The 26,521-nt window shown below is 62.2% G+C and carries 25 protein-coding genes; 16 read left to right on the forward strand and 9 right to left on the reverse strand.

What is annotated here, in order from left to right; all coding sequences use genetic code 11:
* Positions 1-69 precede the first annotated feature (69 nt).
* Positions 70-1,443: an FGGY-family carbohydrate kinase gene (locus J7557_RS06445; RefSeq protein ID WP_291418516.1), complete on the reverse strand. Its 1,374-nt coding sequence runs from the start codon at positions 1,441-1,443 to the stop codon at positions 70-72.
* Between the two features lie 130 nt (positions 1,444-1,573).
* On the reverse strand, positions 1,574-2,023 hold the full coding sequence (locus J7557_RS06450) for a universal stress protein (RefSeq protein WP_035086580.1): 450 nt from the start codon (positions 2,021-2,023) through the stop codon (positions 1,574-1,576).
* A gap of 140 nt (positions 2,024-2,163) precedes the next feature.
* Here J7557_RS06450 and dusA point away from each other — a divergent pair, with 140 nt between their 5' ends.
* A complete protein-coding gene (gene dusA / locus J7557_RS06455; protein WP_291418953.1) occupies positions 2,164-3,186 on the forward strand; it encodes a tRNA dihydrouridine(20/20a) synthase DusA in 1,023 nt (340 codons plus the stop codon).
* On the opposite strand, the gene J7557_RS06460 is transcribed toward dusA, so the two are convergent.
* Positions 3,183-3,884, reverse strand: coding sequence for a TIGR02281 family clan AA aspartic protease (locus J7557_RS06460; protein WP_291418519.1), 702 nt, complete (start codon positions 3,882-3,884; stop codon positions 3,183-3,185). The genes dusA and J7557_RS06460 overlap by 4 nt on opposite strands.
* A 169-nt stretch (positions 3,885-4,053) precedes the next feature.
* On the opposite strand from J7557_RS06460, the gene cobT reads away from it, so the two are divergent.
* On the forward strand, positions 4,054-5,076 hold the full coding sequence (gene cobT, locus J7557_RS06465) for a nicotinate-nucleotide--dimethylbenzimidazole phosphoribosyltransferase (RefSeq protein ID WP_291418521.1): 1,023 nt from the start codon (positions 4,054-4,056) through the stop codon (positions 5,074-5,076).
* On the opposite strand, the gene J7557_RS06470 is transcribed toward cobT, so the two are convergent.
* Both J7557_RS06470 and J7557_RS06475 read right to left on the reverse strand, forming a co-directional pair.
* Complete coding sequence (locus J7557_RS06470) at positions 5,057-5,674, reverse strand: DUF6683 family protein (protein ID WP_291418523.1); 618 nt, start codon at positions 5,672-5,674, stop codon at positions 5,057-5,059. The two genes, cobT and J7557_RS06470, sit on opposite strands and share 20 nt — an antisense overlap.
* A gap of 91 nt (positions 5,675-5,765) precedes the next feature.
* Positions 5,766-7,292, reverse strand: coding sequence for a HAMP domain-containing sensor histidine kinase (locus J7557_RS06475; RefSeq protein ID WP_291418525.1), 1,527 nt, complete (start codon positions 7,290-7,292; stop codon positions 5,766-5,768).
* Between the two features lie 285 nt (positions 7,293-7,577).
* On the opposite strand from J7557_RS06475, the gene J7557_RS06480 reads away from it, so the two are divergent.
* Both J7557_RS06480 and J7557_RS06485 read left to right on the forward strand, forming a co-directional pair.
* Positions 7,578-8,057, forward strand: a complete 480-nt coding sequence (locus J7557_RS06480; RefSeq protein ID WP_035086672.1) for an Lrp/AsnC family transcriptional regulator — start codon at positions 7,578-7,580, stop codon at positions 8,055-8,057.
* 4 nt (positions 8,058-8,061) lie between these two features.
* Complete coding sequence (locus J7557_RS06485) at positions 8,062-8,466, forward strand: VOC family protein (protein ID WP_291418527.1); 405 nt, start codon at positions 8,062-8,064, stop codon at positions 8,464-8,466.
* On the opposite strand, the gene moaA is transcribed toward J7557_RS06485, so the two are convergent.
* Both moaA and J7557_RS06495 read right to left on the reverse strand, forming a co-directional pair.
* Positions 8,463-9,479: a GTP 3',8-cyclase MoaA gene (gene moaA, locus J7557_RS06490; RefSeq protein ID WP_291418529.1), complete on the reverse strand. Its 1,017-nt coding sequence runs from the start codon at positions 9,477-9,479 to the stop codon at positions 8,463-8,465. The genes J7557_RS06485 and moaA overlap by 4 nt on opposite strands.
* A 124-nt stretch (positions 9,480-9,603) precedes the next feature.
* Positions 9,604-10,188, reverse strand: a complete 585-nt coding sequence (locus J7557_RS06495; RefSeq protein WP_291418954.1) for a L,D-transpeptidase — start codon at positions 10,186-10,188, stop codon at positions 9,604-9,606.
* A 260-nt stretch (positions 10,189-10,448) separates the two neighbouring features.
* Between J7557_RS06495 and rpiA the strand changes: the two genes are divergently transcribed.
* From rpiA to J7557_RS06520, 5 genes are all read left to right on the forward strand, one after another.
* A complete protein-coding gene (rpiA, locus tag J7557_RS06500; protein WP_291418531.1) occupies positions 10,449-11,147 on the forward strand; it encodes a ribose-5-phosphate isomerase RpiA in 699 nt (232 codons plus the stop codon).
* A 32-nt stretch (positions 11,148-11,179) separates the two neighbouring features.
* Positions 11,180-11,695: a DUF2059 domain-containing protein gene (locus tag J7557_RS06505; protein ID WP_291418533.1), complete on the forward strand. Its 516-nt coding sequence runs from the start codon at positions 11,180-11,182 to the stop codon at positions 11,693-11,695.
* Positions 11,696-11,804: 109 nt separating this feature from the next.
* Positions 11,805-13,181 (forward strand): glutathione-disulfide reductase, encoded by a 1,377-nt coding sequence (gene gor, locus J7557_RS06510; RefSeq protein WP_291418535.1) that lies wholly within the window; start codon positions 11,805-11,807, stop codon positions 13,179-13,181.
* A gap of 82 nt (positions 13,182-13,263) precedes the next feature.
* Positions 13,264-14,640, forward strand: coding sequence for a class II 3-deoxy-7-phosphoheptulonate synthase (locus J7557_RS06515; protein ID WP_291418537.1), 1,377 nt, complete (start codon positions 13,264-13,266; stop codon positions 14,638-14,640).
* A 186-nt stretch (positions 14,641-14,826) separates the two neighbouring features.
* Entirely contained in the window at positions 14,827-16,680 is a 1,854-nt protein-coding gene (locus tag J7557_RS06520) for a PAS domain-containing protein (protein WP_291418539.1), read from the forward strand.
* 8 nt (positions 16,681-16,688) lie between these two features.
* Here the strand turns inward: J7557_RS06520 and J7557_RS06525 are convergent, their stop codons facing one another.
* Positions 16,689-17,114, reverse strand: coding sequence for a response regulator (locus J7557_RS06525; protein ID WP_291418541.1), 426 nt, complete (start codon positions 17,112-17,114; stop codon positions 16,689-16,691).
* A gap of 223 nt (positions 17,115-17,337) precedes the next feature.
* On the opposite strand from J7557_RS06525, the gene J7557_RS06530 reads away from it, so the two are divergent.
* The 3 genes from J7557_RS06530 to gltX all read left to right on the forward strand — a co-directional run bounded on the left by J7557_RS06530 (position 17,338) and on the right by gltX (position 21,431).
* A complete protein-coding gene (locus J7557_RS06530; protein WP_291418543.1) occupies positions 17,338-18,252 on the forward strand; it encodes a hypothetical protein in 915 nt (304 codons plus the stop codon).
* Between the two features lie 189 nt (positions 18,253-18,441).
* Positions 18,442-20,109, forward strand: coding sequence for an NAD+ synthase (locus J7557_RS06535; protein WP_291418545.1), 1,668 nt, complete (start codon positions 18,442-18,444; stop codon positions 20,107-20,109).
* Positions 20,106-21,431 carry a glutamate--tRNA ligase gene (gene gltX / locus J7557_RS06540; RefSeq protein WP_291418547.1) on the forward strand — a complete coding sequence of 442 codons (1,326 nt, stop codon included), beginning with the start codon at positions 20,106-20,108 and terminating at the stop codon, positions 21,429-21,431. The genes J7557_RS06535 and gltX overlap by 4 nt, the downstream gene beginning before the upstream one ends.
* Here gltX and J7557_RS06545 read toward each other — a convergent pair.
* The gene (locus J7557_RS06545; RefSeq protein ID WP_291418549.1) at positions 21,376-22,533 is read right to left on the reverse strand and encodes a DUF2865 domain-containing protein; all 1,158 of its coding nucleotides are present in this window, start codon (positions 22,531-22,533) and stop codon (positions 21,376-21,378) included. The genes gltX and J7557_RS06545 overlap by 56 nt on opposite strands.
* Before the next feature lie 138 nt (positions 22,534-22,671).
* Between J7557_RS06545 and J7557_RS06550 the strand changes: the two genes are divergently transcribed.
* The 4 genes from J7557_RS06550 to J7557_RS06565 all read left to right on the forward strand — a co-directional run bounded on the left by J7557_RS06550 (position 22,672) and on the right by J7557_RS06565 (position 26,487).
* Entirely contained in the window at positions 22,672-23,679 is a 1,008-nt protein-coding gene (locus J7557_RS06550) for a fumarylacetoacetate hydrolase family protein (RefSeq protein ID WP_291418551.1), read from the forward strand.
* A gap of 144 nt (positions 23,680-23,823) precedes the next feature.
* Positions 23,824-24,270, forward strand: a complete 447-nt coding sequence (locus J7557_RS06555) for a cytochrome c (protein WP_291418553.1) — start codon at positions 23,824-23,826, stop codon at positions 24,268-24,270.
* A 247-nt stretch (positions 24,271-24,517) separates the two neighbouring features.
* Positions 24,518-25,951, forward strand: coding sequence for a cysteine--tRNA ligase (gene cysS, locus J7557_RS06560; protein WP_291418555.1), 1,434 nt, complete (start codon positions 24,518-24,520; stop codon positions 25,949-25,951).
* Positions 25,952-26,070: 119 nt separating this feature from the next.
* Positions 26,071-26,487 carry an endonuclease domain-containing protein gene (locus tag J7557_RS06565; protein ID WP_291418956.1) on the forward strand — a complete coding sequence of 139 codons (417 nt, stop codon included), beginning with the start codon at positions 26,071-26,073 and terminating at the stop codon, positions 26,485-26,487.
* Positions 26,488-26,521: the final 34 nt, after the last annotated feature.

The following is a 26,521-nucleotide window of genomic DNA, read 5'->3' on the forward strand; positions in this document are numbered from 1 at the left end:
CGGCCTCCATATCTGTGCCCCAGACATGGGATACCAATGGCCTGCCGTCAATGCATCTCAGCCGAAGGTCTAGGCCTTCGCGCGTTCCCGCCAGCGCCGCGCATATTCGGTAAAACCCGGATGGGCCAGCGGCACGATCGGGCTATCGTGCTGCTCATGCGCAGCCTTTCCGCCAAACAACAGGCTTGCCCCAAGGCTGGTGCCCGTCCCATCTCCGGAGGCATGCACTGGCCGCCCGGCGAGCGTCGCCAGTGCCGCACCAAACAGCGCATTGCGCGCCAGCGGCCCCTCGATGGTGATGCTCTTGCCCAGCCCACAGAGATCGAGGCATTCGCGCGCCACCAGCGCCAGATAAAGCGACGCCGCGGCCGTACGCTCCCCGTGCGTTAGGTCTTCCGGCGCCACCGTCCAACGGCCCCGCCCATTGGCAAAGGGACCAACGCCGGGCGCAAAGGTCGGCAGTGCCTGCACATCTCGCTCGATCACGGCCACAATGTCCGCTTCGCTCGGGGTCACGATCTCGCGCACGATGGTGTCGAATTCTCGCCCGCCCATGAAGCGCGCCGTCGGCACGGGCCGGCCAAAGGCATCGACATTGGCAAGGCTGTCGCGTGCCTGATCGAGCTTTGCCGTGTCGCCACCGACCGTCATGGCAATGGCCCAGGTGCCCGTCGACAGGATGGTGAAGGGCGCTTCTCGGCGGCCCAGATGTGGCACCAGCGATGCATTGGAATCGTGAATGCCGCAGGTCACCGGCGTGCCGGCCGGCACGCCCGTATAGCCGGCAAGATTGTTAAGGATCGGTCCGAGCACCGAGGCTGCCGGCCTGATCTGCGGAAAGAAAGCCCGCCAGCCCTGCTCGTCGACCATGGACGAAAAGTCGCCCTTGTCCGGCGCCCAGAGATCGGTATGGCAACCGAGCGAGGTTACTTCGCTGGCCAGAATGCCGGTCAGGCGCCAGGCCCAATATTGCGGATAGGTCAGGATCGCCGTGACCTTGGCGAAGTCTTCCGGAAAAGCCCGCGATTGCCAGAAAATCTGTGCGCCGAGATTGAGCCCATTGGGCAGGCGCGCCGATAGCGTCTCGGCAAAGAGAGGCCGCGCGCGGTCATAGGCTTCGTCGGACGAGTCCGGGCCGTCATATTCATAGTCGAGCACCGGCATCGCCAGCCGATCGCCCGCCATCAGCGCAGCGGTGGCGCCATGCGTGGTGATGGAAATGCCATCGATCCCGTGCTCGCGATGCAGTTCACCCAGGCTCGAGAGGATAAAATCCCAAAGCCCTTCGACATCGGCATGCGGGTAGGGCGCATCGCGCTGCACGCTATTGGGCTGGCTGAGCGAGCCCAGCAGCGCTTCGCTTGCCGCATCGATCAGCACGACCTTGGCATTGGTCTTGCCGATATCGATCACGGCGATATGGCGGGGCAGGGACTGGGTCATGGCGCGACGCTCTTCTTGGGATACCGGCCCATAGCGGAAAATCCGGCACCGCGCCATAGCTGACATGTTAGCGCTGCGCGCGGAAAAGCGGGCACCGGTTTTCCGAAAGGAACGAAGCGCCGGAGATACGCTATTTGATGATCAGCACCGGAATTTCGGCATGCGCCAGAACTTCCGCCGCCTGAGAACCAAGCAACAGCCGACCGAGCCCGCGACGGCCATGCGAGCCCATGACGATCAGGTCGGCACCGATGGTCTTGGCTTGCTTGATAATGCCTTCCGCTGCCGGCAGGTCCGGCAGGTGTTGGGTCGCAAGAGTAATGCCCGCGGCACTCGCGAGCTTGGTCGCGTCCTCCAGCACGCCCTTGGCGGATTCGGCCTTGGCCTTGTCGAGCTCTTCAAGAATGCTCGACGTATCCACCATCATCATTTCGGCGCCCGGCGCGATGATGATGGAAGGCTCGGTCACGGTGACGGCTGTCAGCTTGGCGCCAAGCTTGCCCGCGAGGGCAATGGCATGGGTAAAGGCCTTGGTGCTGAGATCCGAGCCGTCGATGGCGCAAACGATGTTCGAGTACATGGCGAAAATTCCCCCGTTGAAGATGACGCACAGTAGAACAACGTGGCAGCCAGAACTTTGATCCAGATCACGCCGGCATTGCCCGCCGGGCGAGAAGGGGCTATTGGAGCCACCTTCGAATGATAGATGAAATTGCGCTAATGACCGAACTGGGGCGCGGCCAGGACGTCTCGCTTGAGACCGCCCGCCGCTTTTCCGTCGCACCGATGATCGACTGGACTGATAGGCATTGCAGATATCTGCATCGCCTGCTGACCAGGCGCGGCCTGCTGTTCACGGAAATGATCACCACCGGCGCCGTCATTCATGGCGATACCGAGCGCCATCTGCGCTTCGACCCCGCCGAGCAGCCCGTCGCCCTGCAATTGGGCGGTTCCGACCCGATTGACCTTGCCGCCGCCACCCGCCAAGGCGACCTTTACGGCTACGACGAGATCAATCTCAATGTCGGCTGCCCTTCGGACCGCGTGCAGTCCGGCAAGTTCGGCGCCTGCCTGATGGCCGAGCCCGATCTCGTTGCCGATTGCGTCCGCGCCATGCGCTCGGCCACCGACAAGCCGGTGACCGTAAAGTGCCGCATCGGCATCGATGACCAAGACATCGAAGAAAGCCTTGATCGTTTCGCCGACAAGATGGCCGAAGCCGGCGTCGCCGCGCTCTATGTCCACGCCCGCAAAGCCTGGCTCCAGGGACTAAGTCCCAAGGAAAACCGCACCATCCCGCCGCTCAACTATCCGCGCGCCTATCGCCTGCGCCAGCGGCTCGCGCCCCTGCCGATAATGATCAATGGCGGCATCGAGACGTTCGAACAGATCGACGAGCATCTTCAGCACATGGATGGCGTTATGCTCGGTCGCGCCGCCTATCACAATCCGATGATGCTGGCCGACGTCGACCACCGCCTTTTCGGCGACGAACCATCCACGCTGACCCTCGCCGACATCATGCGAGCTATGGCCGACTATGCCGAAGCCCAATTGCAGACCGGCACGCGCCTCAACAACATCGCCCGCCACATGCTCGGCCTCGCCAACGGCCGCCCCGGCGCCCGCCAGTTCCGCCAGATCCTCAGCGTGGACGCCTGCAAACCCAAGGCCGGCCCGGAAGTATTCATGCACGCCCTCTCCGTCGTCGAAGAACGCGCCGAAGCCGTCGCGAGCTAGTCCTGCAATTCCAGCGAGTTCTGCGTCACGCTATAGCGGCCCAGCGTTTCCAGAAACGTCATGCCTAAAAGGCTCGTTTCCAGCGCCCCGTCCTCAGCCACGAAAGCGGGAATATTGCGCCGTGAAATGCCGCCAACCTCGATGGTCTTGAGCCGCGTCCGCGCCGCCATACCGGTGCCATTGGCCGTCGAAACCGGGATCGCATAGCGCAGTTCCGATAGATCGATGCCCGCCGCCTCCGCATCCGCCCGCGTCAGCACCACGGCACTGGCGCCCGTATCAAAAATCATCGGCGTCGTATGGCCATTGACGGTGGCGGCAATCTCGAAATGCCCGCCAAAACCGCGCCGGAACACCGCCGTGCCGCGCTCGCTGTCGACCACGGCAACACCGGGCCGCAATTCGCCGGTGACCCGGCCGACCACGCCCATCAATTCGTCGCGATAGGCATAGCCAACCCCGACCACGGCAAAGATGCCGACCCAGAGCACCAGCGCCCCAACCAATTCGGCCGCTTGCCGGCGTCGCGCAAAGGCGCCACCGGCAAAGATGATGAGGATGACGACGAGCGGCACCAGTTGCGCTGTCTGCGTCTGGGTGAGGCCGATCATGCTCCCGGCATCGGCCGAGATCATCAGGGCGATTCCGGCCGCTACAAGCAGGGCAATGCCGATAAAGATCATGTCTCTGCTTTCCATCAACCTTTGATCCCTTCGATTAAGGGACGGACCGCTACGATTTCAAGACTTTGCGCCGCCGATATGGCGCAGTCACAGTGCCGCAGCTTTGCCGCGGACTGCCTCAATTGCAATTGGAACCATTCTGGGCAACAAGTCCGCACTCCTTCGCCCATTTCGGACTCGCCCCATGCCTGCGCTCAATCCCGCCTTTGCCGATATCGTGGAACTGCTGACCGCCGTGCCCGATGGCGACGAGGCCGCTGTCGCCGCCGTTCGTCGCCGCGATGCTGAATTGACCAAGCCCGCCGGTTCGCTCGGGCGCCTCGAAGAACTCGTGGAATTCCTCGCCCGCTGGCAGCATCGCCAGACCCCGCGCCTCGAAAACCCGATGGTCACCATTTTTGCCGGTAATCACGGCGTGGCTGACCAGGGCGTTTCCGCCTTCCCGCCGGATGTGACCGCCCAGATGGTCGCCAATTTCACCAATGGCGGCGCAGCTATTTCGCAGATCTGTGGCCTGCATGAAATCAACTTGCGCGTCTTCGAACTCGCGCTCGAACTGCCCACCGGCGACATCACCCAGGAAGCAGCGCTCGACGACCAGATGTGCGCCGCCACCATCGCCTATGGCATGGAGGCGGTGGCCGGAAAGCCCGATATCATCGGCCTCGGCGAAATGGGCATCGGCAACACCACCATTGCTGCCGCCATCTTCGCCGCCCTCTATGGCGGCACCGGCGCCGATTGGGCCGGCCGTGGCACTGGCGTCGACGATGCCGGCTATGCGCGCAAGGTCGACGCGATCGACCAAGCCCTTGCCCTGCACCAAGATGGCCTCGACCATCCCCTCGCGATCCTCGCCCGCCTTGGAGGCCGCGAAATCGCCGCCATGCTCGGGGCGCTGATCGCCGCACGCCACCAGAAGGTGCCGGTGGTCATCGACGGCTATGTGGCAACCGCCGCCGCGGCAATCGCCCATGCGGTCAATCCCGAGGCCATCGACCATTGCCTCTTCGCCCACATCACCAGGGAAGGCGCGCATGCCCGCGTGCTGGAGCATATGGGAAAGGCGCCGCTGCTCGATCTCGGCATGCGTCTCGGGGAGGGCACAGGCGCCGCGCTTGGCGTGGTGCTGGTCAAGACCGCGCTGCATCTTCACACCAATATGGCGACCTTCGACAGCGCCTCAGTCAGTCGCCGGCTGGATTAGCCAGTCGCGCCTTGGGCGCAAAGCCCTCGGGGCCAGGTTGCAATGCCAAAAGATCGACGCCCATTTCCTGGCGGAAGCGCGTCACCGATGCCAGTGCCAGCCTGCCCAGCGCTGTGACGTCTTTTCGCATCACCGCATCATTGAGCGCGGCATGCTCCACAAGGAAGCGCAGGATATAGCCCTCGGCCATCTCTTGCTTCTGCAGATTGTTGAGCGCGCGAAAGTTCGCATCCGCCGCCATGGATGCCTGGAGCTGCGCCCGGATGGGCGCATTGTCCACCTTGAAATTGTAGCGCGCATTGGCCGTCACCCAATTCAGCACCCAATAGGCGGTGAGGGCATCGACCACGTTGCCAGTCTTGAGCCCGTCTGCGGCCACAAGGTCCTGCCAGATGTCGAGGGCGGGGCGCTCGGCAAAGGCGGCTGCGAGATTGTTCCGGGCCTCGGCGCTGACGCTCCAGCGGATATTGTCGAGAAACTGGCGCTGAATACGCGCTGAAATTATCGCCGAAGCCGGATAGCTCGTATCATAGGGAGCGGCAGAAGCTGAATTGTCCTGCGCCAAAGCCAGGCCCGGCAAAAAGATAAGAGCGGCCAACAGGCCCAAAAGTCGTTTCACAGGCAAATACCCCCAATCGCCGCAAAGAAGCTGGCGATGAGGGCAAATTTGGGACGTGACCGCGGCCCGATCAACCAGCCTGAGAATAGATTTCGAGCTTGTTGCGACGCTCGGTTACCGGTGCCAGCGCATCCATGACGCGGGCGCGCGGGAAAGTGGCGATCACTTCCGTGCCGAAACGCAGCTTCGAAAAGAGATCGAACCGGCCCTGATGCAGGTCCATGATGCGCTGCACGATCGGCAGGCCAAGCCCAGCCCCCTGTTCGGCCGTCTTATGAGCCAGCGAACCCTGCCCGAAGGACGACAGCACGGTCTCGATTTCATTCTCGGGAATACCCGGGCCATTGTCCTTGACGGAAATGAGCTGCCCGCCATCGGCGCTGCGCGTCACAACCAGCGAGACCTTGCCCTGCTGCGGCGTGAACTTGATGGCATTGCTCAAAAGGTTGAGCACCACCTGGCGGATGGCCCGTTCGTCGCCCCAGATTTTCGGCAGGTTGTCGCCATAGCTGAATTGCAGCTCGATGCTCTTGGACTTGGCGCGCAACTGCATCATGCGCTGGCAATCGTCGGCAATATCGACAATCGAAACGGCCTCTTCGTGCAGCTCGTACTTGCCTGCCTCGATACGGCTGAGATCGAGCAACTCGTTGATCAGGTTCAGCAGGTGCTGCCCGCTGGCATGAATGTCGCCGGCATATTCCTTGTATTGCGGCACCTGATGGGTACCGAGCAGTTCCGATTTCAACACTTCGGAGAAGCCGATAATGGCGTTGAGCGGCGTGCGCAGCTCGTGGCTCATCGTCGCGAGAAACTGGCTCTTGGCGATATTGGCCTGCTCGGCATGGCGGCGGGCCTCGTCCGACATGTGCCGCGCCTCTTCCAGCTCGGCGATCAACGAGTCCTTTTCCGACTGGTGCGACAGGGTCTCGAGGTCCGATGCATAAAGCTGGCGTGCCAGGTAAACGAAGAATATCTCGCCGCAGGCCGTCACTGCTGCCAGCGTATAATTGAGCGTACCGCCCAGCGCCAACAGGCTGGCCGTAACGGTGATGGTCACCGGCAACGTGCTCATCAGCGTGGCCGGGGGCAGGGTGTGGGTCGCGATGGCATTGGCCGCAATGCTCACCAGCACCATGGCAAACATCACCGGCGCCACATCGTGTGGATTGGCAACGATGGTGGAAAGGGCGAGCAGCGACAGCGCCAAGCCATAAAGTATCTCGGCCGCGACAAAACTCGTGGTCCAGCGCGACGCGTTGAACTTGGACGGGTCCTGGGCGCTAAACCGGCTCGCCACCAGCACCACGACGAGAAGGCTCGCAATAACGAGACCGGCCCAAAAAGCCGAAAAGATGACCGGCACCCAGAAGCTGGAAACGATCGCCAGAATGACGACGATCGCCGCCATGGGCAGGGCCGCCCCGCGTCGGGATTCGGCATAGTCATGCATGAGTTCGAAGTCGAATTCGGCACGCGTGCCGGAGCTGGATGTCAGCTTCTGGCGTGCTTCGAGCACGGTCTTTTGGGCTGCGCGCTTACCGTCATGGCCCATGAGGGCGCGGACGTCCGCGGTATTGGCCGGCTGAGACGGCATGAACGGTACTCATTACTAACTCACGCAATGGCAACGGCCATCGCAACGCTCGGTGCTGAAGTTAGGCGAGGCGTGGTTAACACCCCGTGAAATTCGAGCTTTGATCGCGGCTTGATCGATGCGAAACGGGCCAGTGCCTGGTTAATCCTCCCTTACCAGTGATAATACGAGTGCGTGACGCAATTTTATTGCGCCATGAACGCCGATATGGCAGTTTCCGCTGCGTACGTGCCCCAAAAATCGTCAATAAGAAAAATCTGATTTCAAAGAGAGGGCCTGATGGCACTGGACAAGATCGACCGCAAGATACTGACGCTCCTGCAAAAAGACGCAACCATGCCGGTCGCCGAGATCGGCCGCAAGGTTGGCCTCTCCACGACGCCCTGCTGGCGGCGTATCCAGAAGATGGAAGAAGACGGCGTCATCCAGCGGCGCGTGGCCGTGCTCGACCCCAACAAGGTCAATGTCGGCGTGACGGTCTTTGTCTCGGTCAAGACCAATGAGCACAACGAAGCCTGGATGCGCAAATTCTCCGGCGTCATCGACGAATTCCCCGAGGTCGTTGAGTTCTATCGCATGAGCGGCGATGTCGATTATCTGATGCGCGTCGTTGTGCCCGATATCCAGGCCTATGATGCCTTCTACAAGCGGCTCATCAGCAAGATCAACCTGACCGATGTCAGCTCGGCCTTCGCCATGGGCCAAATCAAATATACCACGGCCCTGCCGCTCGATTTTGCCATCGTCGTGGACGACGACAAGTAAAACCATGCTGCTCGGGTTCGAACATGTCGGCATGACCGTCTCGGACATGGACCGGGCGATCGCCTTTTACTGCGATCTCCTGGGGTTGCGCCTCGTGCTGCGCAAAAGCGCCGATCGCGGCGAACTGGCCTTCCTCGATACCGGCTCGGGCATGCTCGAAGTGTTTGCGCCGTCGGCGGCGTTGGTCGACCGCTTTCGTGATGTGCCGCTGCATGAAGCAGGCTTGCGGCACCTCACCTTCGCCTTTTCTGACATGGACGAGATCGTCACGCGGCTGGGCGCGGCCGGCTTTCCGACGGTCGAAGGGCCGCGGCCGGCGCGCAATTCCACGCTTCTCAAGCAACTCGCCTTCGTCCGCGATCCCGATGGCATTCTGGTGGAACTGGTGGAGCGCGGCGAGGGGCGCTAGCCGCCTGTCACGCTCATATGGCGCGCCACGGCCGGCGCGCCCGAACTGCCGCGATCGAGCACGAAATCATGGCCCTTCGGCTTGATCAGCATGGCTTGATCGAGCGCCGCGTCGAGCGCCGCCGGCCCGCCGTCACGCAGCGCATCGCGCAGGTTCACCTGGTCTTCCTGCCCCAGGCACAGGAAAAGTTGCCCCGTCGCCGTCAACCGCACCCGATTGCAGCTCTCGCAGAAATTGTGGCTCATCGGCGTGATGAAGCCGAGCACGCCGCCGGTTTCGGCAACGTGCACATAGCGCGCCGGGCCGCCCGTGCGCTTGTCGAGCCGCGTCAGCGTATAGCGCCGCGCCAGCCGATCATGCAGTTCCCGCAGCGGCAGATAGCTGTCGACGCGGTCGATTCCAACCTCACCCAGCGGCATGCCCTCTATGAGCGTCAACCCCATGCCCCGGCCATGGGCCCAGGCCATCATCGGCTCGATCTCGTCGTCATTGACGCCCCGCATCGCCACCATGTTAATCTTGATCGCGAGGCCCGCTGCCTGCGCGGCCTCGATCCCCGCCATGACGTCGGGCAGGCGTCCTCTTCGGGTAATGGCAGTAAACCGCTCTGCGTCGAGCGTATCGAGCGAAACATTGATCCGCCGCACCCCGGCCGCAAAAAGCCCCTCGGCATGCTTGGCCAGTTGGCTGCCATTGGTGGTGACGGTCAGCTCTTCGAGACCCGAGCCGATCTTGGCCCCAAGGCTCTTCACCAGATCCATGATGTCGCGCCGCACCAGCGGCTCGCCGCCGGTCAGCCGGATCTTGGTCGTCCCCCGCGCGACGAAAGCCGAGGCAATCGTCTCGACTTCCTCAAAACTCAGCACGTCTTTCTTGGGCAGAAAGACCATGTCTTCCGCCATACAGTAGACGCAACGGAAATCGCAGCGGTCCGTCACCGAAATGCGCAAATAGCTTATCGTCCGGCCATAGCGGTCGATGAGCGGTCGGGACGGAAGGAAAGGCGCGTTCATGAGACTATTGTAAGTGCAGACGCGGCCAATTGGAATTCCCATCTCGGTGTGTCGAGGCTCTAGGCCTCCAAAACAAAAAAGGCCGCCGAAGCGACCTCTTTCAAAATTCTATGCCGAGATAATCTCAGTGATTGACGACGATCCGGGCGCCAACCTTCACGCGCTCGTAAAGGTCGGTCACGTCGTCATTGGTCAGACGGATGCAGCCCGAAGAGACGGCCTGGCCGATGGACCACGGTTCAGAAGTGCCGTGCACGCGATAGAGGGTCGAACCGATATAGAGGGCGCGGGCACCAAGCGGATTGTCCGGGCCGCCGGGCATATAGGCCGGAAGGTCGGGAACGCGCTTGCGCATCTGCGGGGGCGGGGTCCAGCCGGGCCACTCGGCCTTGCGGGTGATGCGGTGGGTACCGGACCAGGTGAAACCATCGCGGCCGACGCCGATGCCGTAACGCATGGCCTTGCCACCTTCGAGTACGAGATAGAGACGGCGTTCGCCGGTCTCGACCACAATCGTGCCGACCGCATAATTGGTATCGTAGTCGACGATCTGCTTCTTGACCGGGCTGCCGCCGCGGCTACGCGTAGCCACAACGGAGGGTTCTTCCCAGGTATTGGTATCGGGATTGTAGACGCGGGCGGCCTGGCTTGGCACGGCCATGCCCACCGCCAACAGGATCGACAGCACCACGGCCATAGCCGCTTTCATAAACTTCATGCTCTTCCAGGCCTCTGAATGAATGCGGCTCAATGATTCGGGTGACCGCAAGTAATGCCGCTATTTACATTTCCGCAATTTAGTCGAGAAGGGTTAACAGTCACCTTTTCGCCACATCCGTGGCACCCGTGCCTTATTGTGTTGCGGAGCCGCTACAGTCGCTATTCACCAATGCGTGAACGCCCGGGTTTGCAAGGCTTGACAGCATGGTCCCAGACCCTGCATCACGCTTGCATATTAGCGAGGTGCCAATGTCTGAAGATCTCAAGCGCGAAGCAGCGGCGCGAGCCATCGAAGACGTTCGCCCCGGCATGCGTCTGGGGCTTGGCACCGGCTCTACCGCTCGTCATTTCGTCGACCTCCTCGGCGGCAAGGTTGCCCAGGGTCTGGACGTGATCTGCGTACCGACCTCCGAAGTCACAGCCCGCCAGGCCGAGGGCCTCGGCATCCCGCTGTCAGACCTCGATCGGCTGGGTCGGCTCGACCTGACGGTCGATGGCGCCGACGAACTCGACGCCGATCTCAACCTGATCAAGGGCGGTGGCGGTGCGCTGCTGCGCGAAAAGATCGTCGCGGCGGCTTCCGATATCATGATCGTGATTGCCGACAGCACTAAGGTGGTTGAGGCTCTCGGCCGCTTTCCGCTGCCCATCGAAGTCAATCGTTTCGGCCTCGGCGCCACCCGCCACGCCGTCAATGCTGTCATCAAGGCGCATGGGGCCGAAGGCGGGCTGAAGCTGCGCGGTGAAGACAAGGGCGAAGTCTTCCTTACCGATGGCGGACACCTGATCCTCGATGCTTTTTTTGGCCGCATTTCGCAGCCAGAAGCGCTTTCACGCGATCTGCTCGACATTCCGGGAGTGGTCCAGCACGGACTTTTTCTCAATATGTGCAGCAAGGCTTATGTGGCAGCGCCCGATGGCGTAAAAACACTTTTCAAGGGCAAATGACGTCAGCCCGCAACAGACAGATGGGGAACCGGATGAACAGGGATTTTATGCGCGGCGCCAAGGCGATCTTCGCGGCCGTGGTGACTGCCAGCATGATTGGCCTCGCAGCCCCCGCCTTCGCGCAGGAAGTGCCGCCCGAACAGTTGGCGCTGGCGCGCAAGTATATCGACCTGACCGATCGCGGCGGTGTCTATGAAGTCACCATCGTCGAGACCGGCGTCGAGGCGATGCAGCAGATCGTCACCCAGAACCCTGAGATCATCGATCAGACCAATGCTGCGATCACCAAGGTCATCGAGGAATATCGCGGTCGCAAGGGTGAGCTTCTCGATCAGTTCGCCCGCGTCTATGCCCTGCGCTTCACCTCCGAAGAATTGCAGTCCATCGTGGCCTTCTACGAGACCCCGACCGGCCAGAAGCTGGCTCAGGCCAATTCCGAGATCAACACCGATCTCCAGCGCGTCATGCAGGTCTTCTCGAACAACCTCAAGCGCGAATTCTTCGCCAAGGTCCGCGCCGAGCTGCGCGCCCAGAACATCGAAATCTGATCGATCACCTCTGCCGACCATTGACCCCGCCAATGTGCGGGGTCTTTTTTTGTGCGCAACAGACGCCTAGATATATCGTCAATTGACGATGAATGATGTGGGGACTTCCATGGCTTACGACTACGATCTTCTGGTGATCGGTGCCGGCTCCGGCGGCGTGCGCGCGGCGCGTATGTCGGCAACCTATGGTGCCAAGGTGGCCATCATCGAGGAGTTCCGTGTCGGCGGCACCTGCGTCATCCGCGGCTGCGTCCCCAAAAAGCTCTATGTCTATGCCTCGCGCTTTGCCGATCAGTTCGATCTTGCCCCCAGCTTCGGCTGGCAGGTCGATGCATCATTCGATTGGCCGGCCCTGGTCGCTGCCAAGGAAAAGGAAATCACCCGGCTCGAAGCGGCCTATACCGCCAATCTCGAAAAGCCCGGCGTCGAAATCATCAAGGAGCGTGCCGTTGTCACCGGCCCCAATAGCATCAAGCTTCTGGGTTCGGGTCGCGAGCTGACAGCGGAGCGCCTGCTGATCGCCACCGGCTCGCATCCCCATATTCCCGATGTTCCCGGCGCCGAATTCGGCATCACCTCCAACGAAGCCTTCGATCTGCCGACCCTGCCTAAAACCATTCTTATCGAGGGCGGTGGTTATATCGCGGTGGAGTTTGCCACCATCTTCGCGGGCCTCGGCGTCGATACGACGCTGATCTATCGCGGTGACCGCGTATTGCGCGGCTTCGATGAAGATATGCGGATCGGTCTTGAAGCAGGCCTCACCACCCGCGGCGTCAGACTGATCTATCAGACCACCGTCGCCTCCCTCGCCAAGATGGGTGACGCCGTCCACGCCACCTTTAGCGATGGCGTCACCGCCCCCTTTGACGCGGTCATGTTCGCCACCGGCCGTCGCGCCAACACCAATGGCCTCGGTCTCGAAACCGCCAACGTAAAACTCAACGACGATGGCAGCGTCGCCGTGGACGCCTATTCGCAAAGCTCTGCACCCTCGGTCTATGCCGTCGGCGATGTCACCGGTCGCGCCCAGCTCACCCCGGTCGCCATCCGCGAAGGCTGGTACTTCGCCGAGACGGTCTACAACAACAAGCCCCTGGCGGTTGACCACTCGATCATCCCGACCGCCGTTTTCAGCGAGCCCGAAATCGGCGTCGTCGGCCTCAACGAAGAAGAAGCAGCGACCCATGGTGACATCGACGTCTATGTCGCCCGTTTCCGGCCCATGCAGAATACGCTGTCCACCAAGACTGAGCGCATGGTCCTAAAACTCATCACCGAAAAGGACGAGGGTAAGGTCCTCGGCGTCCACATCCTCGGGCCCAGCGCCGCCGAGATGATCCAGCTCGTTGGCATTGCCGTCGGCATGGGCGCCACCAAGGCCGATTTCGACCGCACCATCGCGCTTCACCCCTCCGCTGCCGAAGAACTCGTGACCTTCAAGGCCCCGAGCTACACCTATCGGAACGGCAAGAAGACGTCTTAGGCCTGCTTAGGCCTTGGCAGGGCCCGCGTGGCTTGGTAGACCGCCCGCACCCTAGGAATGCCCCCGGGTGAGCGAGATGACCATGACCACGTGGACCCCCAATAGCTGGCGCGAAAAGCCGATCAAGCAGGTTCCTGCCTATCCCGATCCGGCGGCTCTCGCCGAAGCCGAACGCCAGCTCTCGACCTTTCCCCCGCTGGTCTTTGCCGGCGAAGCCCGTGAGCTGAAGTCTCGTCTCGCCGCCGTTGCCCGTGGTGAAGCCTTCCTGCTGCAGGGCGGCGATTGCGCCGAAAGCTTTGCCGAGCATGGCGCGGATCACATCCGCGACTTCTTCCGCGTCTTCCTGCAGATGGCTGTTGTCCTGACCCACGGCGCCTCCAAGCCCGTGGTAAAAGTCGGCCGCGTCGCCGGTCAGTTCGCAAAACCCCGCTCGGCCGATACCGAAATCATTGACGGCGTCGAGCTGCCGAGCTATCGCGGCGACATCATCAATGCCATCGAGTTCAACGAGGCCGCACGCGTCCCTGATCCCGATCGCATGCTGCAGGCCTATCGCCAGTCCGCCGCGACGCTCAATCTGCTGCGCGCCTTCTCCATGGGCGGATATGCCGAACTGACGCGCATCCACGAATGGACCATGGGCTTCATGAAGGGGTCCAACTGGAACGTCCGCTTCGAGGAAGTCGCCAAGAAAATCGACGACGCCATCACCTTCATGGCGGCCCTCGGCCTCAACCCGGAAAACACCCCGGCGCTGAAGCAGACCAGTTTCTACACCAGCCACGAAGCCCTGCTGCTTGGCTATGAAGAAGCCCTGACCCGCCGCGATTCCCTCACCAACAATTGGTACGCGACCTCGGGCCACATGCTCTGGATCGGCGATCGCACCCGCCAGCCCGATGCAGCGCATGTCGAATATTTTGCCGGCATTCACAATCCCATCGGCATCAAGTGTGGCCCGAGCCTTGCCAGCGACGATCTGCTGCGCCTCCTCGACCGGCTCAACCCGACCGACGAAGCCGGCCGCATTACCCTGATCTCGCGCTTCGGCGCCGAAAAGGTGCACGAGCATCTGCCGCGCCTCATCGAGACCGTCCAGAAGGCCGGCCGCACCGTCGTCTGGTGCTGCGACCCGATGCACGGCAATACGATCAAGGCGTCGACCGGCTACAAGACTCGCCCCTTCGATCGCGTCCTCACCGAGGTGCGCAACTTCTTCGACGTGCACCGCGAAATGGGCACCTATGCCGGCGGCGTGCATATCGAGATGACCGGCGACGACGTCACCGAATGCGTTGGCGGCCTCTCGGCCGTCACCGAAACCACCCTGGCCGATCGCTACAACACCTATTGCGACCCCCGCCTTAATGCGAGCCAGGCGCTGGAATTGGCCTTCCTCGTCGCTGAGGAAGTGCACTCGCAAAAGCCTCCCGTTCAGCGCCGCGCTGCCGGCGAATAGTTCTCGGCTCCATTGGTGAACCCAAATAAGGGCCGCGCGTTCATTATGGGCTGCGCGGCCTTTTCTTTGCCCGCATCCGGGCACAGGATAGTGGTCCGCTAAGGTGAGTAGGTAATGCCGAGATCTCTGTTTCCCCACGCCGCGCCCGAAACTCGAGCCGCGCTTGAACGAGACCCGACAGTCAAGTTGTTGAATGATTATGACTGGACCCAGAACCCCCTGGGGCCTATCCCGGACTGGCCCGACAGCCTCAAGGGCGCCGTAAGGCTCATGATGGTCGCCTCAACCCCCATGGTCATGCTGGTGGGGTATCAGGGTATTCTGATCTACAATAATGCCTATGCGGTGTTCGCTGGACAACGCCACCCCGCCATTTTCGGCATGCCGGCGCTCGAAGCCTGGCCAGAGATCGCCGAGTTCAATCGCGTCAATATGGAGCGTGGTCTCAGCGGCGAATCCTGGATGCTTCGAGATCAGGAACTGGTGCTGAGTCGTCACGGGCAACCTGAATCTGCCTGGATGGACCTCCACTATAGTCCCATAGCCGGCGACGACGGGCTGTCCATGGGCACCCTCTGCGTCGTCCATGAAACCACCGATCGGATCCTCACAGAAAAGGCATTGATGCGAAGCGAGGAGCGCCTGTCACTGGCACTGTCGAGTTCGGCATTGGTCGGTACCTGGGATTGGGACGTCATCAACAATGTCGTGACAGCTGATGACCGTTTTGCTCGCCTCTTCAATATCGACTCCCAGGTAGCCGGCCTCGGCGCGCCGCTTGAGCAATATTTGTTGGCCATCGAGCACGAAGACTTGCCGCGCGTGAATGCTGAATTGCAGCAAGCGATTGTCGACGGCAGCGAGTTCCGCAGCGAATATCGCGTGGTCGGCGGAGATGGCGTTCGTCGCTGGCTAATGGTGTCGGGCCGTCCGCGCAAGGATGGCGAGGGTCGGGTCTATCGCTTTCCGGGCGTGGCCATCGACATCACTGATCAGCGACGCGCCGCCGAGGCCCTCGCCAAGAGCGAGCTCGAATTCCGCACCCTGGCCGACACGATGCCGCAAATGGTCTGGGCCACCCGCCCCGATGGATTTCACGACTACTACAACGCTCGCTGGTACGATTTCACCGGCGTGCCCTTCGGTTCGACCAATGGCGAGGGTTGGAATGACATGTTCCATCCCGACGATCAGGAGCGCGCCTGGCGCCTCTGGCGTCACTCGCTGGAAACCGGCGAGCCCTACCAGATCGAATACCGCCTGCGCCACCACAGCGGCGAATATCGCTGGACTTTGGGACGGGCGCTACCGGTTCGCGATGCGACGGACCAGATTATTCGGTGGATTGGCACCTGTACCGATATCCATGACTCGCGCCTCGCTGCCGAGGAGCGCGAATTGGTGGCGCAGGAGTTGAGCCATCGCATCAAGAATATTTTCGCCGTCCTCACCGGCATCGTCTCGCTCTCCGCCCGCGGCCAGCCCGAGGTAAAGCCTTTCGCCGAGCAGTTGCGGCAGCGCATCTTCGCGCTCGGCGAGGCGCATGACTTCGTCCGCCCGCAAAACTACCTCTCCGCCAGCAAGACGGGGCAGGGGACGCTCTCGGCACTCGTCACCCGCCTGATGCGCCCCTATGAAGGCGAAGATGGCGAAAACCGCGTCCGCTATTCGGGCGAAGATACGATCATCGACGATGCTGCTGCGACCCCGCTGGCGCTGCTCTTCCACGAACTGGCGACCAACGCGGCCAAATATGGTGCCTTGAGCCGGCCCGATGGCTGGACGAGCCTTTCCGGCCGCACCGATGGGGAACGATTCCATCTGACCTGGAAAGAGCACGGCGGACCCGAGATCGCCGAACCGAGCCAGCTATCCGGCTTCGGCTCCAAGCTCATCGAGCTATCCGTAAGCGGTCAGCTTCGCGGCGAGATCGAACGCTTCTGGGAAAAGGATGGTCTGCGGGTCGAACTGTCCCTGCCGCTCGCCGCGCTTACGCGGTCCAGCCGGCTGCGCTCGACCGAAAAGGCCGAAGACGCATAGGCAGGCGTTCAGGTCGCGATGGGATTGTCGTTCGACCAGTCAAAAAGCTTGAGGCGCCGCGGCGGATTGGCTTCCGCGGCCGCACGCCGCGCCACGGCATAGTCGACGACGTCGCGCAGGTCTCTCTCGGCAATCGGCTTTGAAACCACGCCGATTGTGCCGGGCACGCCACTGCCGAGCTGAGCGGGGTTGGCGGTAATGAAAATGACACTTGCGCCATGTGTCTGGGCCAAAATCTTGCCAATCTCGATACCCGTCGGCCCATCGCGCAGGTTGAGGTCGACGAGGGCGACTTCGGTATCGCCGGCAAAACGCAGGGCACTCTTCTTGTCGGCGGCAATGCCGACTGGATCGTGGCCCATTTCGGCTACGACCTGTTCGATTTCGGAAGCGACGAAAATTTCGTCTTCAACAATGAGAATACGGCACGACATCACAAAACTGGCTTCTGAGAAAACTTCATTCGAACCGATCCAACTCCTCACGCGCCGCCTCGGTTGCATGCGAACCAGGCAATGGAGGCCTGCCAACGGTATTTTCGGTCAAGGAAGTTACCAAAGCCCCAATCACGCCAACATGTAACTTAGCGGAACATTAACCCTAATCATTCACAAACGTTCCACGATGCTTAACGGTAAAACCGATCGGGAGTGTGTGATGAAGCAGGTTGCCCTCAGCGCCCTTGTGCTACTTTCGAGCGCCGCCACCCAGCAAGTGCTTGCCGCAGACTATGGCGCCTTCCCCGGCCTGCGCCCGTCCTATCCCGATCAGTGGCAGCCGGAAGCAGATGATCCGCTGAGCTTTGAGGCCGGTGTGCGTTATTGGTATTCGCGTGGCGGTCAGCAGTTGTCCCTTAATGGCGAGACATTGCGGACCAACGATACGAGCCACATTCTCGAAGGCCACTTCCGGATCAACGACGACTATACCGGATCCTACGTCAAGGGCACCGGTGGCTACGCCTTCGCAACCGAAGGAACCTATAGTTCAAACCTCCTTCCCGGTGATGTGGGGTTTACCGGCGGTCAGATTGGCCACGTGGGCGCCGACTTCGGCTATATGCCGTTCGGCAATGAGACGTTTCGTGTCGGTGGCCTCGTCGGCTACCAATATCTCAAGGAATCGCCCGACAAGGCCCGTGCCGACATCCTGAAGTTCGACGGTCTACACGTGCATGCTCTGCGTCTCGGCGTTACGGCCAAGGCCGAATTGAGCACGTTCGCCGACATCACTGCCGAGGTCGCCGGCGTTCCCTATGCTTGGGTCACGGGTACCACTCCCAGCTATGTCATTCCCAACACAGCTATTGGCGGCATGACTGCCAACCGCGTTACGGGCTCTATTGATGGGGCGGCTTATGGTGCCAGCGGCGAACTGATGCTCGGTTTGCACCCGACAGAAAACTTGACGGTTCGGGTTGGCGGTAGAGGCTGGTGGCTAAACGGGCCTGCCAGTGCAAATACGACCTATTCGAACACGGCCACGCCGAACGTAACCTATACAGCGGGCACCGTGGATAACCTGTCGCTATTCCGCTACGGCGCGCTGCTCGAAGTCACCGGCCGCTTCTAGTTTAGGGACGCAGCCGCTTCCAAGCTTCCTCAAAAACACACCGTGTCATTCCCGCGAAAGCGGGAATCTCCGTTTCTTTCCCTCCCCCGCTTCGCCCGCGGGCGCTTGCTCTCCCACGGTCCAGAGGCTAAGTCTTGCCCGCGTTCGGCCGCGGGCCGGGCGGTCCGTCCATTTACCCAGGTTTCTTCCGTGACCGACCAGCTCAGAATTGCGCTCGCCCAGCTCAATCCCAAGGTTGGCGACCTTCCCGGCAATCTCGCTTTGGCCCAGAAGGCCCTTGCCGATGCGGTTGCCGCCAAGGCCGACATCCTGATGTTTTCCGAGCTGTTCCTGACCGGCTATTTCCCGGACGACCTGCTCTTCAAGCCCCAGTTCGTCACCGACGCCATGGCATCAGCCCAGACGCTGGCCGCCGAAACCGCCGGCACCGATGTCGTCCTCGTCCTCCCCACCATCTGGAAGGACCAGACCGGTCTCCACAACGCCGTCATCGTCGCCGAAAAGGGCCATATCTTCGCCCTGCGCTTCAAGCGCGAGCTGCCCAATGACGACGTCTTCTACGAAAAGCGCTATTTCGCCGCCGGCCCGCTGCCTCTCCCGGTGACGATCAAGGGCGTCTCGGTCGGCATCCCGATCTGCGAAGACATCTGGCACCCCTGGGTCTGCGAACACCTGATGCGGGAAGGCGCCGAAATCCTGCTCTGCCCCAATGGTTCGCCCTACTGGACCAACAAGCAGCACATCCGCAAGGAGCTGGTGCGCAAGCACGCTGTCGAGCATGACGTGCCCCTGATCTATCTCAACCAGGTCGGCGGCCAGGACGAACTGGTCTTCGACGGCGCCTCCTTCGCCATCGCCCCCGGCGATAAGTTGGTCCTCCAGGGCAAAAGCTTCGAAACCGACTTCCTGATCTCCGACTGGCGCCGCGACGGCGACACCTGGACCTCGACCAATGGGCGCATCGAAGAACTGACCTCGGTGGAAGAGGCCCCTTGGCGCGCCGCCGTCCTCGGCCTTCGCGACTATGTCTTCAAGAACGGTTTTAGCCACGTCGTCCTCGGCCTCTCCGGCGGCATCGACAGCGCCGTCGTCGCCGCCATGGCCGTCGATGCATTCGGACCCGAAAAAGTCCACTGCATCATGCTGCCCTATCGTTACACGTCCGATGAAAGCCTCAAGGACGCCAAGGATTGCGCCGAGCGTCTCGGCGTGCGCTACGACGTGGTCTCGATCGGCAATCCCGTTGACGACGCCCTCGTCGAACTCGCACCCATCTTCGACAATCGTCCCGCCGATCTCGCCGAAGAAAACATCCAGTCGCGCATGCGCGGCGTCGTGCTCATGGCCGTCTCCAACAAGCTCGGCTCCATGCTGCTCACCACCGGCAACAAGTCCGAAATGGGCGTCGGCTACGCCACCATCTATGGCGACATGAACGGTGGCTACAATCCGCTCAAGGACATGTTCAAGATGGAAGTCTATGCGCTGGCCGATTGGCGCAACAAGCACATGCCCGGCGACAGTTTTGGGCCCACGGGCGAGGTCATCCCCCAGTCCATCATCGACAAGGCCCCCTCGGCCGAACTCCGCCCCAACCAGACCGATCAGGACAGCCTGCCGCCCTATCCGGTGCTGGACGATATCCTGCGCTCCATCGTCGAGGACGAAATGAGCCTCGGCGATGTCGTCGCCCGCGGCCACGATCCCGCCCTCGTCAAGCGCATCGAACGCCTCATCAATATTGCCGAATACAAGCGCCGCCAGTCCGCGCCGGGTCCGAAACTGACCCCGCGCGCCTTCGGCCTCGGCCGCAAATACCCCATCACCAATGGCTATAAGGACGTGACCGTCGGATGACCGTCGTTCGCTGGGCCCCGTCTCCCACGGGCCGCATCCATCTCGGCAATGCCCGCCCGGCGCTGCTCAACTGGTTCTTCGCCCGCCGCACCGGCGGCCGCTACGTCCTGCGCATGGACGATACGGACCTCGCGCGCTCCACCCGCGAATTCGCCGATGGCATCGAGGTCGACCTGGCCTGGCTCGGCGTCACGCCCGATCTGCTCGTCCGCCAGTCCGAACGCACCGCGCTCTACGACGCCGCCCGCGATAAGCTGATCGCCGCCGGCCGCCTCTACCCGGCCTACGAAACCGAAGACGAACTCGACCGCAAGCGCGCCCGCGCCCGCCTCCTCGGCAAGCCCCCGATCTACGATCGCGCCGCCCTGAACCTCACCGAAGAAGACAAGGCCAAAAACGAAGCCGAAGGCCGCAAGCCCCATTGGCGCTTCAAGCTCGACGGGCGTCCGGTGCAATTTGAAGACCTCATCAAGGGCCAGCAGACGGTCAACACCGCCTCCATGTCCGACCCGGTCCTCATTCGCGCCGACGGCTCCTATCTCTATACGCTGCCCTCGGTCGTCGATGACATCGACCTGGGCATCACCCACGTCATTCGCGGCGAAGACCATGTCTCCAATACCGGCACCCAGATCGAGATCATCGAGGCTCTGGGCGGCACGGTCCCGACCTTCGCCCATCACAATCTCCTCACCGATGCCGCTGGCCAGGGTTTTTCCAAGCGCCTGGGTTCTCAGTCCATCTCCGATTTCCGCACTGAAGGCTACGAGCCGCTCGCCGTGGCCATCATGGCGACCCTGACCGGCACCAGCCTGCCCATCGAACCCTATGCTGGCCTCGACGCCATCGCCGAAAAACTCGAACTGTCGATGATTTCGCACGGCGCCGCCCGCTTCGATCCCGCCGAACTCGACAGCCTCAACGCGCGCCTCCTCCACACCATGTCCTACGAGGAAGCGCTGCCGCGTCTCTCCTCCATGGGCCTCGAAGGCGAAGCCATCTGGCTCCTCCTGCGCGAAAATCTCGTGCGCTTCCCCGATATCGTGGAATGGTCAAAGCTCGTCACCGGCCCCATCGAGCCGGTCGTTGCCGAAGAAGATCGCGAATTCCTCGATCTCGCCAAGGCCATGCTGCCGCCCGAGCCGTGGGACGAAACCACCTGGGCCACCTGGACCAACGCCCTGAAGGGCGCCACTGGCCGCAAGGGCAAAGCCCTGTTCCTGCCGCTGCGCATGGTCCTCACGGGCCGTCACGATGGCCCGGAACTTAAGTCCCTGCTCGTCCTGCTTGGGCGTAAGGCGTGTCTGGACCGACTACCCTGACGGTCTTGTCCCCGAAGTGGACGATCCGCAAGTCTGCCTCGGCCGGCGCCTGGTTGGCAGCGGGGCGAACTGCAACTTCGCCTGGGCCTGTCGGGCGTGGACGGGGCAGGGGGACATCGATCATGGCGACCGCCGCGACAGCCTCGACCGGCGCCGCCTGAACGGGCGTCACCGGCACCACGCCACGCGGATCGCGCCGGGGCAGGGGAAACGACAGGCCCGCAATATCGATCATCGCCCGCGCATCCCCGCCGCCTGAAGCCGTCAGCGTCACCGTGCCGTCATTCTTCGGCGCCACCTTGCAACTGGCATTCTTGTCGAACTGGTTGCGATAGGCGAAGGCGGTCGGCAGCGACGTATAGGGCGCGCCATACATATTGCGCATCTGCTCCGGCTCCTGGCCGGGATTGTCGTAATAATAGAGCTCGACCTGCGTATTGGGACACATGGCCTGACACTGCTGCGCATCATTGCCGATATAGTCCGGCAGGGTGGAATAGCTGATGGGCCAGAAATACCCGTCCGAAAGCCGCACGCAGACCGTGCGCACCGTCGCATAGCCCTGGTAGCCCCAGTAATCCCCACCATCGACGAAATCGCCATTGGTGAAGTCGCCTTCCGAGGTCGAGCCAAAGACCCGGTCGAAAACGGACTGGCGTTCCTGATTGAATGTCGCGCTCGAGCCTGAATTGCAGCCGAAGCGTGCCATTTCCTGGAGGATTGCCTCGCGCTGCTGCGCCACGGCATTGGCCGTATCGACCGACTGGGAAACCCGCGCATAGTCGTCACGCAGCTGCAGCACCGCGCGTGCAATCTGCTGGCACTGCCGCGTCAACTGTTGCCCGGCCCGCGCCGCGTCGTTGCAGCCCTGGCGGATATATTGGCTTTCCGCTGCCTGCACGTCGCGCTGCAATTGCCGCGCCGCACCCGAATTGTTCTGCATCTGCCGGAAATCGCCATTGCGATCGAACTGATAGAGCGCGCTTTCCAGCTGCCGGCACTGCGTCGATTGGGCATAGACGGTCTGCACATCGAGCGAGAAAAGCAGCGCCGCCAGGAGCAGCAAAATCGATGCGCGAAAACCGGAAGCAGATATGGTCACGAATGGGTCCTGTTCGTCGGCCAGAAGAGGTGGCCGTATGTCGCCTTAAGACATCGCTGGCGAGGATGGCAACACTATAGCAATCTGAAACGCCGACGATATCGCCGCCGAGCAACACAAAAGAGAGATCGCCCGTCCATGAAACTCGCCACCCTCCGCGCGAACCGCCCCGACGGGCAATTGGTTGTCGTCTCCCACGATCTCACTCGCTGCGTTTCCGCCGGCCGCATTGCCCCCAGCCTTCAAGCGGCGCTGGACGATTGGGACCGTCTTTCTCCCGCTCTCGCTGCCCTTTCCACTCAACTCGACAAGGGCGAAATATCAGGCCAGACCTTCGAGCCGTCCGCCGTTCTCGCCCCGCTTCCTCGCGCTTTCCAGTGGATCGACGGCGCCGGATATATGGGCCATCTCGAGCGCGTCCGGTCCCTGAAGGGTAGCAAGGACGAAGAACTGCAATCCGTCCGCCCCTTGCTCTATCAGGGCGGCTCCGATTCGCTCTCCGGCGCCTCCGACCCCATCGTCGTCCCCGAAGACGATCTTGCCCTCGATTTCGAGGTGGAAGTCGCCGTCATCATCGGCGCCGTGCCAATGCGCCCCAGCCGCGAACAGGCGGCCTCAGCCATTCGCCTCGTCACCATCTGCAACGACGTCTCCCTGCGCCGCCTCGTCGCCGACGACCTGCAAAACGGCTTTGGCTTCTTCCATTCAAAACCCTCCACCAGCTTCGCTCCCGTCGTCGTCACCCCCGACACCCTCGGCGACCGCTGGCGCGACAACCGCCTGCACCTGCCGGTGCGCGTCGAGGTCAATGGCACGCTTTACGGTCAGCCCAATGCCGGCGTGGATGTCCACTTCGATCTCGTCGACCTCATCGTCGAGGCCGCCCGCACCCGCCAGCTCGGCGCCGGCACCATCATCGGCTCGGGCACCATCGCCAACCATCACGATGCGACCCTGCCCATCAAGGAAGACGGCATCGGCTTTGGCTGCATCGCCGAGGCGCGCACCGCCGAAAAGGCCAAATTCGGCCGCGCCCGCACGCCCTTCCTCAAGCCCGGCGACCGCGTCCGCATCGCCGCCATCGGCACCGGCAATCGCTCTGTTTTCGGCGATATCGACCAGACTGTGGTGGCGCTGCGACCCTGACCGCAATTCGGTAACATTCCTGTGTTGGCGTTGGGGGCGTCACGGCCCCGTGGCACTGTCGGCCCGTCGGATGGAGGAGCCGGCAGGTTTCGTCGGACCGTTGGAGCGGTCCGTACTGTGTTCAAGCATGTTGAGGGTGCATTGATGATTTCGAAGAAATTCATGGGTATCGCCATTGCGGGGCTCCTCGCCGCCGGCACTGTCGCCGCCCTGGCGCAGGAATTCGTGGCCCCCGCGACGCCCGAAGAGGCTGTCACCATGCGCAAGAACCTGATGCGCGAAGATGGCGGCATTCTGCGTAGTGCCGGTAACCTCACCGGTGCTGAGGCCGTCGCCGCCCTGACCAAGCTGCGCGACAACTACAGTCACATCCCAGCCCTTTTCCCCGAAGGCTCTATCGTCGGCGAATCCGAAGCGCTCCCCGTCATCTGGGAAAATTTCGACGCCTTCACCGCCATCGTCGATACCGGCATCACTGCCGCAGAAGCCGGCATTGCCGCCGCTGACGCAGGCGATGCCGCGGCCTATGCCGCAGCCCTCCAGACCATTGGCGGCACCTGCGGCCAGTGCCATCAGCAGTTTCGCGGGTAACTCCACGGCCGCGTCATAGGATCATCCTCCCTGGATGATGTTCGCCTCCAAAGCGAAATGGGCGGCCCTCGGGCCGCCCTCTTTTCTTTTGCGCTTGATTTATTCACGGCGCCCGGCCAATCTCCGGCCCATGAAGACCAAGTGCACCATTACCGTCTGCATTATTACCTGCTAACCCAAGCGTTGGCGGAGCGGTCTTCTTCATCTAAAATTCTCTGAAGATAGAGGCTCCCGCCAGAGCAAATGCATGTCTGGCCCACAGGACCTCTCGATGACCCCGCAGATCGCCCTCTACAACACGCTCAGCCGCACCAAGGCGCCCTTCGCGCCCATGGATGCGAACAATGTGCGCATGTATGTCTGCGGTCCCACGGTCTATGACTTTGCCCATATCGGCAATGCGCGCCCGGTCATCGTTTTCGACGTGCTCTTCCGCCTGTTGCGCCATGTCTATGGCGAAAACCACGTCACCTATGTGCGCAACATCACCGACGTCGACGACAAGATCAACGCCCGCGCCCTGCGCGATTTCCCCGATCTGCCGCTCAACGAGGCGATCCGCAAGGTCACGGAAAAGACCGAGGACCAGTTCCTCGCCGACGTGAAGGCCCTCGGCACGCTGCAACCCACCCACCAGCCGCGCGCCACCGACAACATCACCGAGATGCAGACCCTGATCTCGGCGCTGATCGAAAAGAACCACGCCTACAATGCCGGCGGCGAAGTCCTCTTCCGCACCCGTTCCATGGAAGATTACGGCCAGCTTTCCGGCCGCAACCTGGAAGACAACCTTGCCGGCGCCCGCGTCGCCGTCGAAGCGCACAAAGAAGACCCGGCCGACTTCGTCCTCTGGAAACTCTCCTCGGAAACCGAACCCGGCTGGCCGAGCCCCTGGGGCCGCGGCCGCCCCGGCTGGCACATCGAATGCTCCGCCATGTCCGAGCGCTATCTCGGCCAGACTTTTGACATCCATGGCGGCGGCCTCGATCTGATCTTCCCGCACCATGAAAACGAAATCGCCCAGTCCCGTTGCGCCCACGGCACCCACGCCATGGCCAATGTCTGGATGCACAACGGCTTCCTGCAGGTCGAAGGACAGAAAATGTCCAAGAGCCTCGGCAATTTCGTCACCATCAACGAACTCTTGGAAACCGGCGCCATGGGCGGCCGCGCCTGGATCGGCGACGTCCTGCGCCTTGCCATGCTCATGACGCACTACCGCGAGCCCATCGACTTCACGGTCAAGCGCCTCGAAGAGGCCGAGGCAAAACTCCGCGACTGGCAACGCGCCGCCCGCGGCGCAACCCTTGCCGAGGGTGACGCCCCCGACGCCTCGGTGGTCAATGAACTCGCCGACGACCTCAATTTCCACCGCGCCAGCGTCGCGCTCGATTTCATCGCCAAGAAAGCCAATCGCGAAGAAGGCAACGCCAAGCACTGCCTCGCCGCCACCCTGCGCTTCCTCGGCTTCAGCCTCGACAGCTTGCTGGACTCCAACGATGGCTGGGAAGCCCCCGCCCACATCGCCAACGCCATCGCCGACCGCCTCGCCGCCCTCAACGCCAAGGACTTTGCGAAGGCAGACACCATCCGCAACGAGCTGGCCGAACAAGGCATTGCCCTCCTCGACTACAAGGACGAACAGGGCCAGCGTGCGACCAAATGGGAAGTGAAGCGGTGATGGTGGCCCCCGAGCATACCCCTCACCCGTCTCGGCCTCCGGCCGATCCACCCTCTCCCGCAAGGGGCGAGGGCGGGCCAGCGCTTTTGATTGGCACATTGCCTGCCACCTCCGCCGGTCTGCCTTCTCCCCTTGCGGGAGAAGGTGCCCGGAGGGCGGATGAGGGGTATTCTTCGCCGAAGCATCGAAAAGTTTCCGGTCTCCTCCGCGGTCGTGCCCGCTCCATGCGCCACGACCCGACCGAAGCCGAACAGCGGCTGTGGCGTCTCCTGCGAAGCCGTCGCTTCTCCGGCTTCAAATTCCGCCGGCAGTTTCCGGTCGATCACTACATCGCCGACTTCGTCTGCCTCGATGCTCGTCTCATCATCGAAGCCGACGGCTCCCAACACGCTGAATCCCTCCGCGACCTCGTCCGCGACGCCTATCTCCATGCGCAAAATTTCCGCCTCCTCCGCCTCTGGAACAACGCCATCCTCGCCCGTCCCGACGACGTCAGCGAAACCATCTGGGCCACTCTCCACGAGAAACCCCAATGACCGCATTCCTCCTGACAGCCCCTGTCACCGCGAC

This window comes from Devosia sp. (assembly GCF_017744655.1).
Classification (GTDB): Bacteria; Pseudomonadota; Alphaproteobacteria; order Rhizobiales; family Devosiaceae; genus Devosia.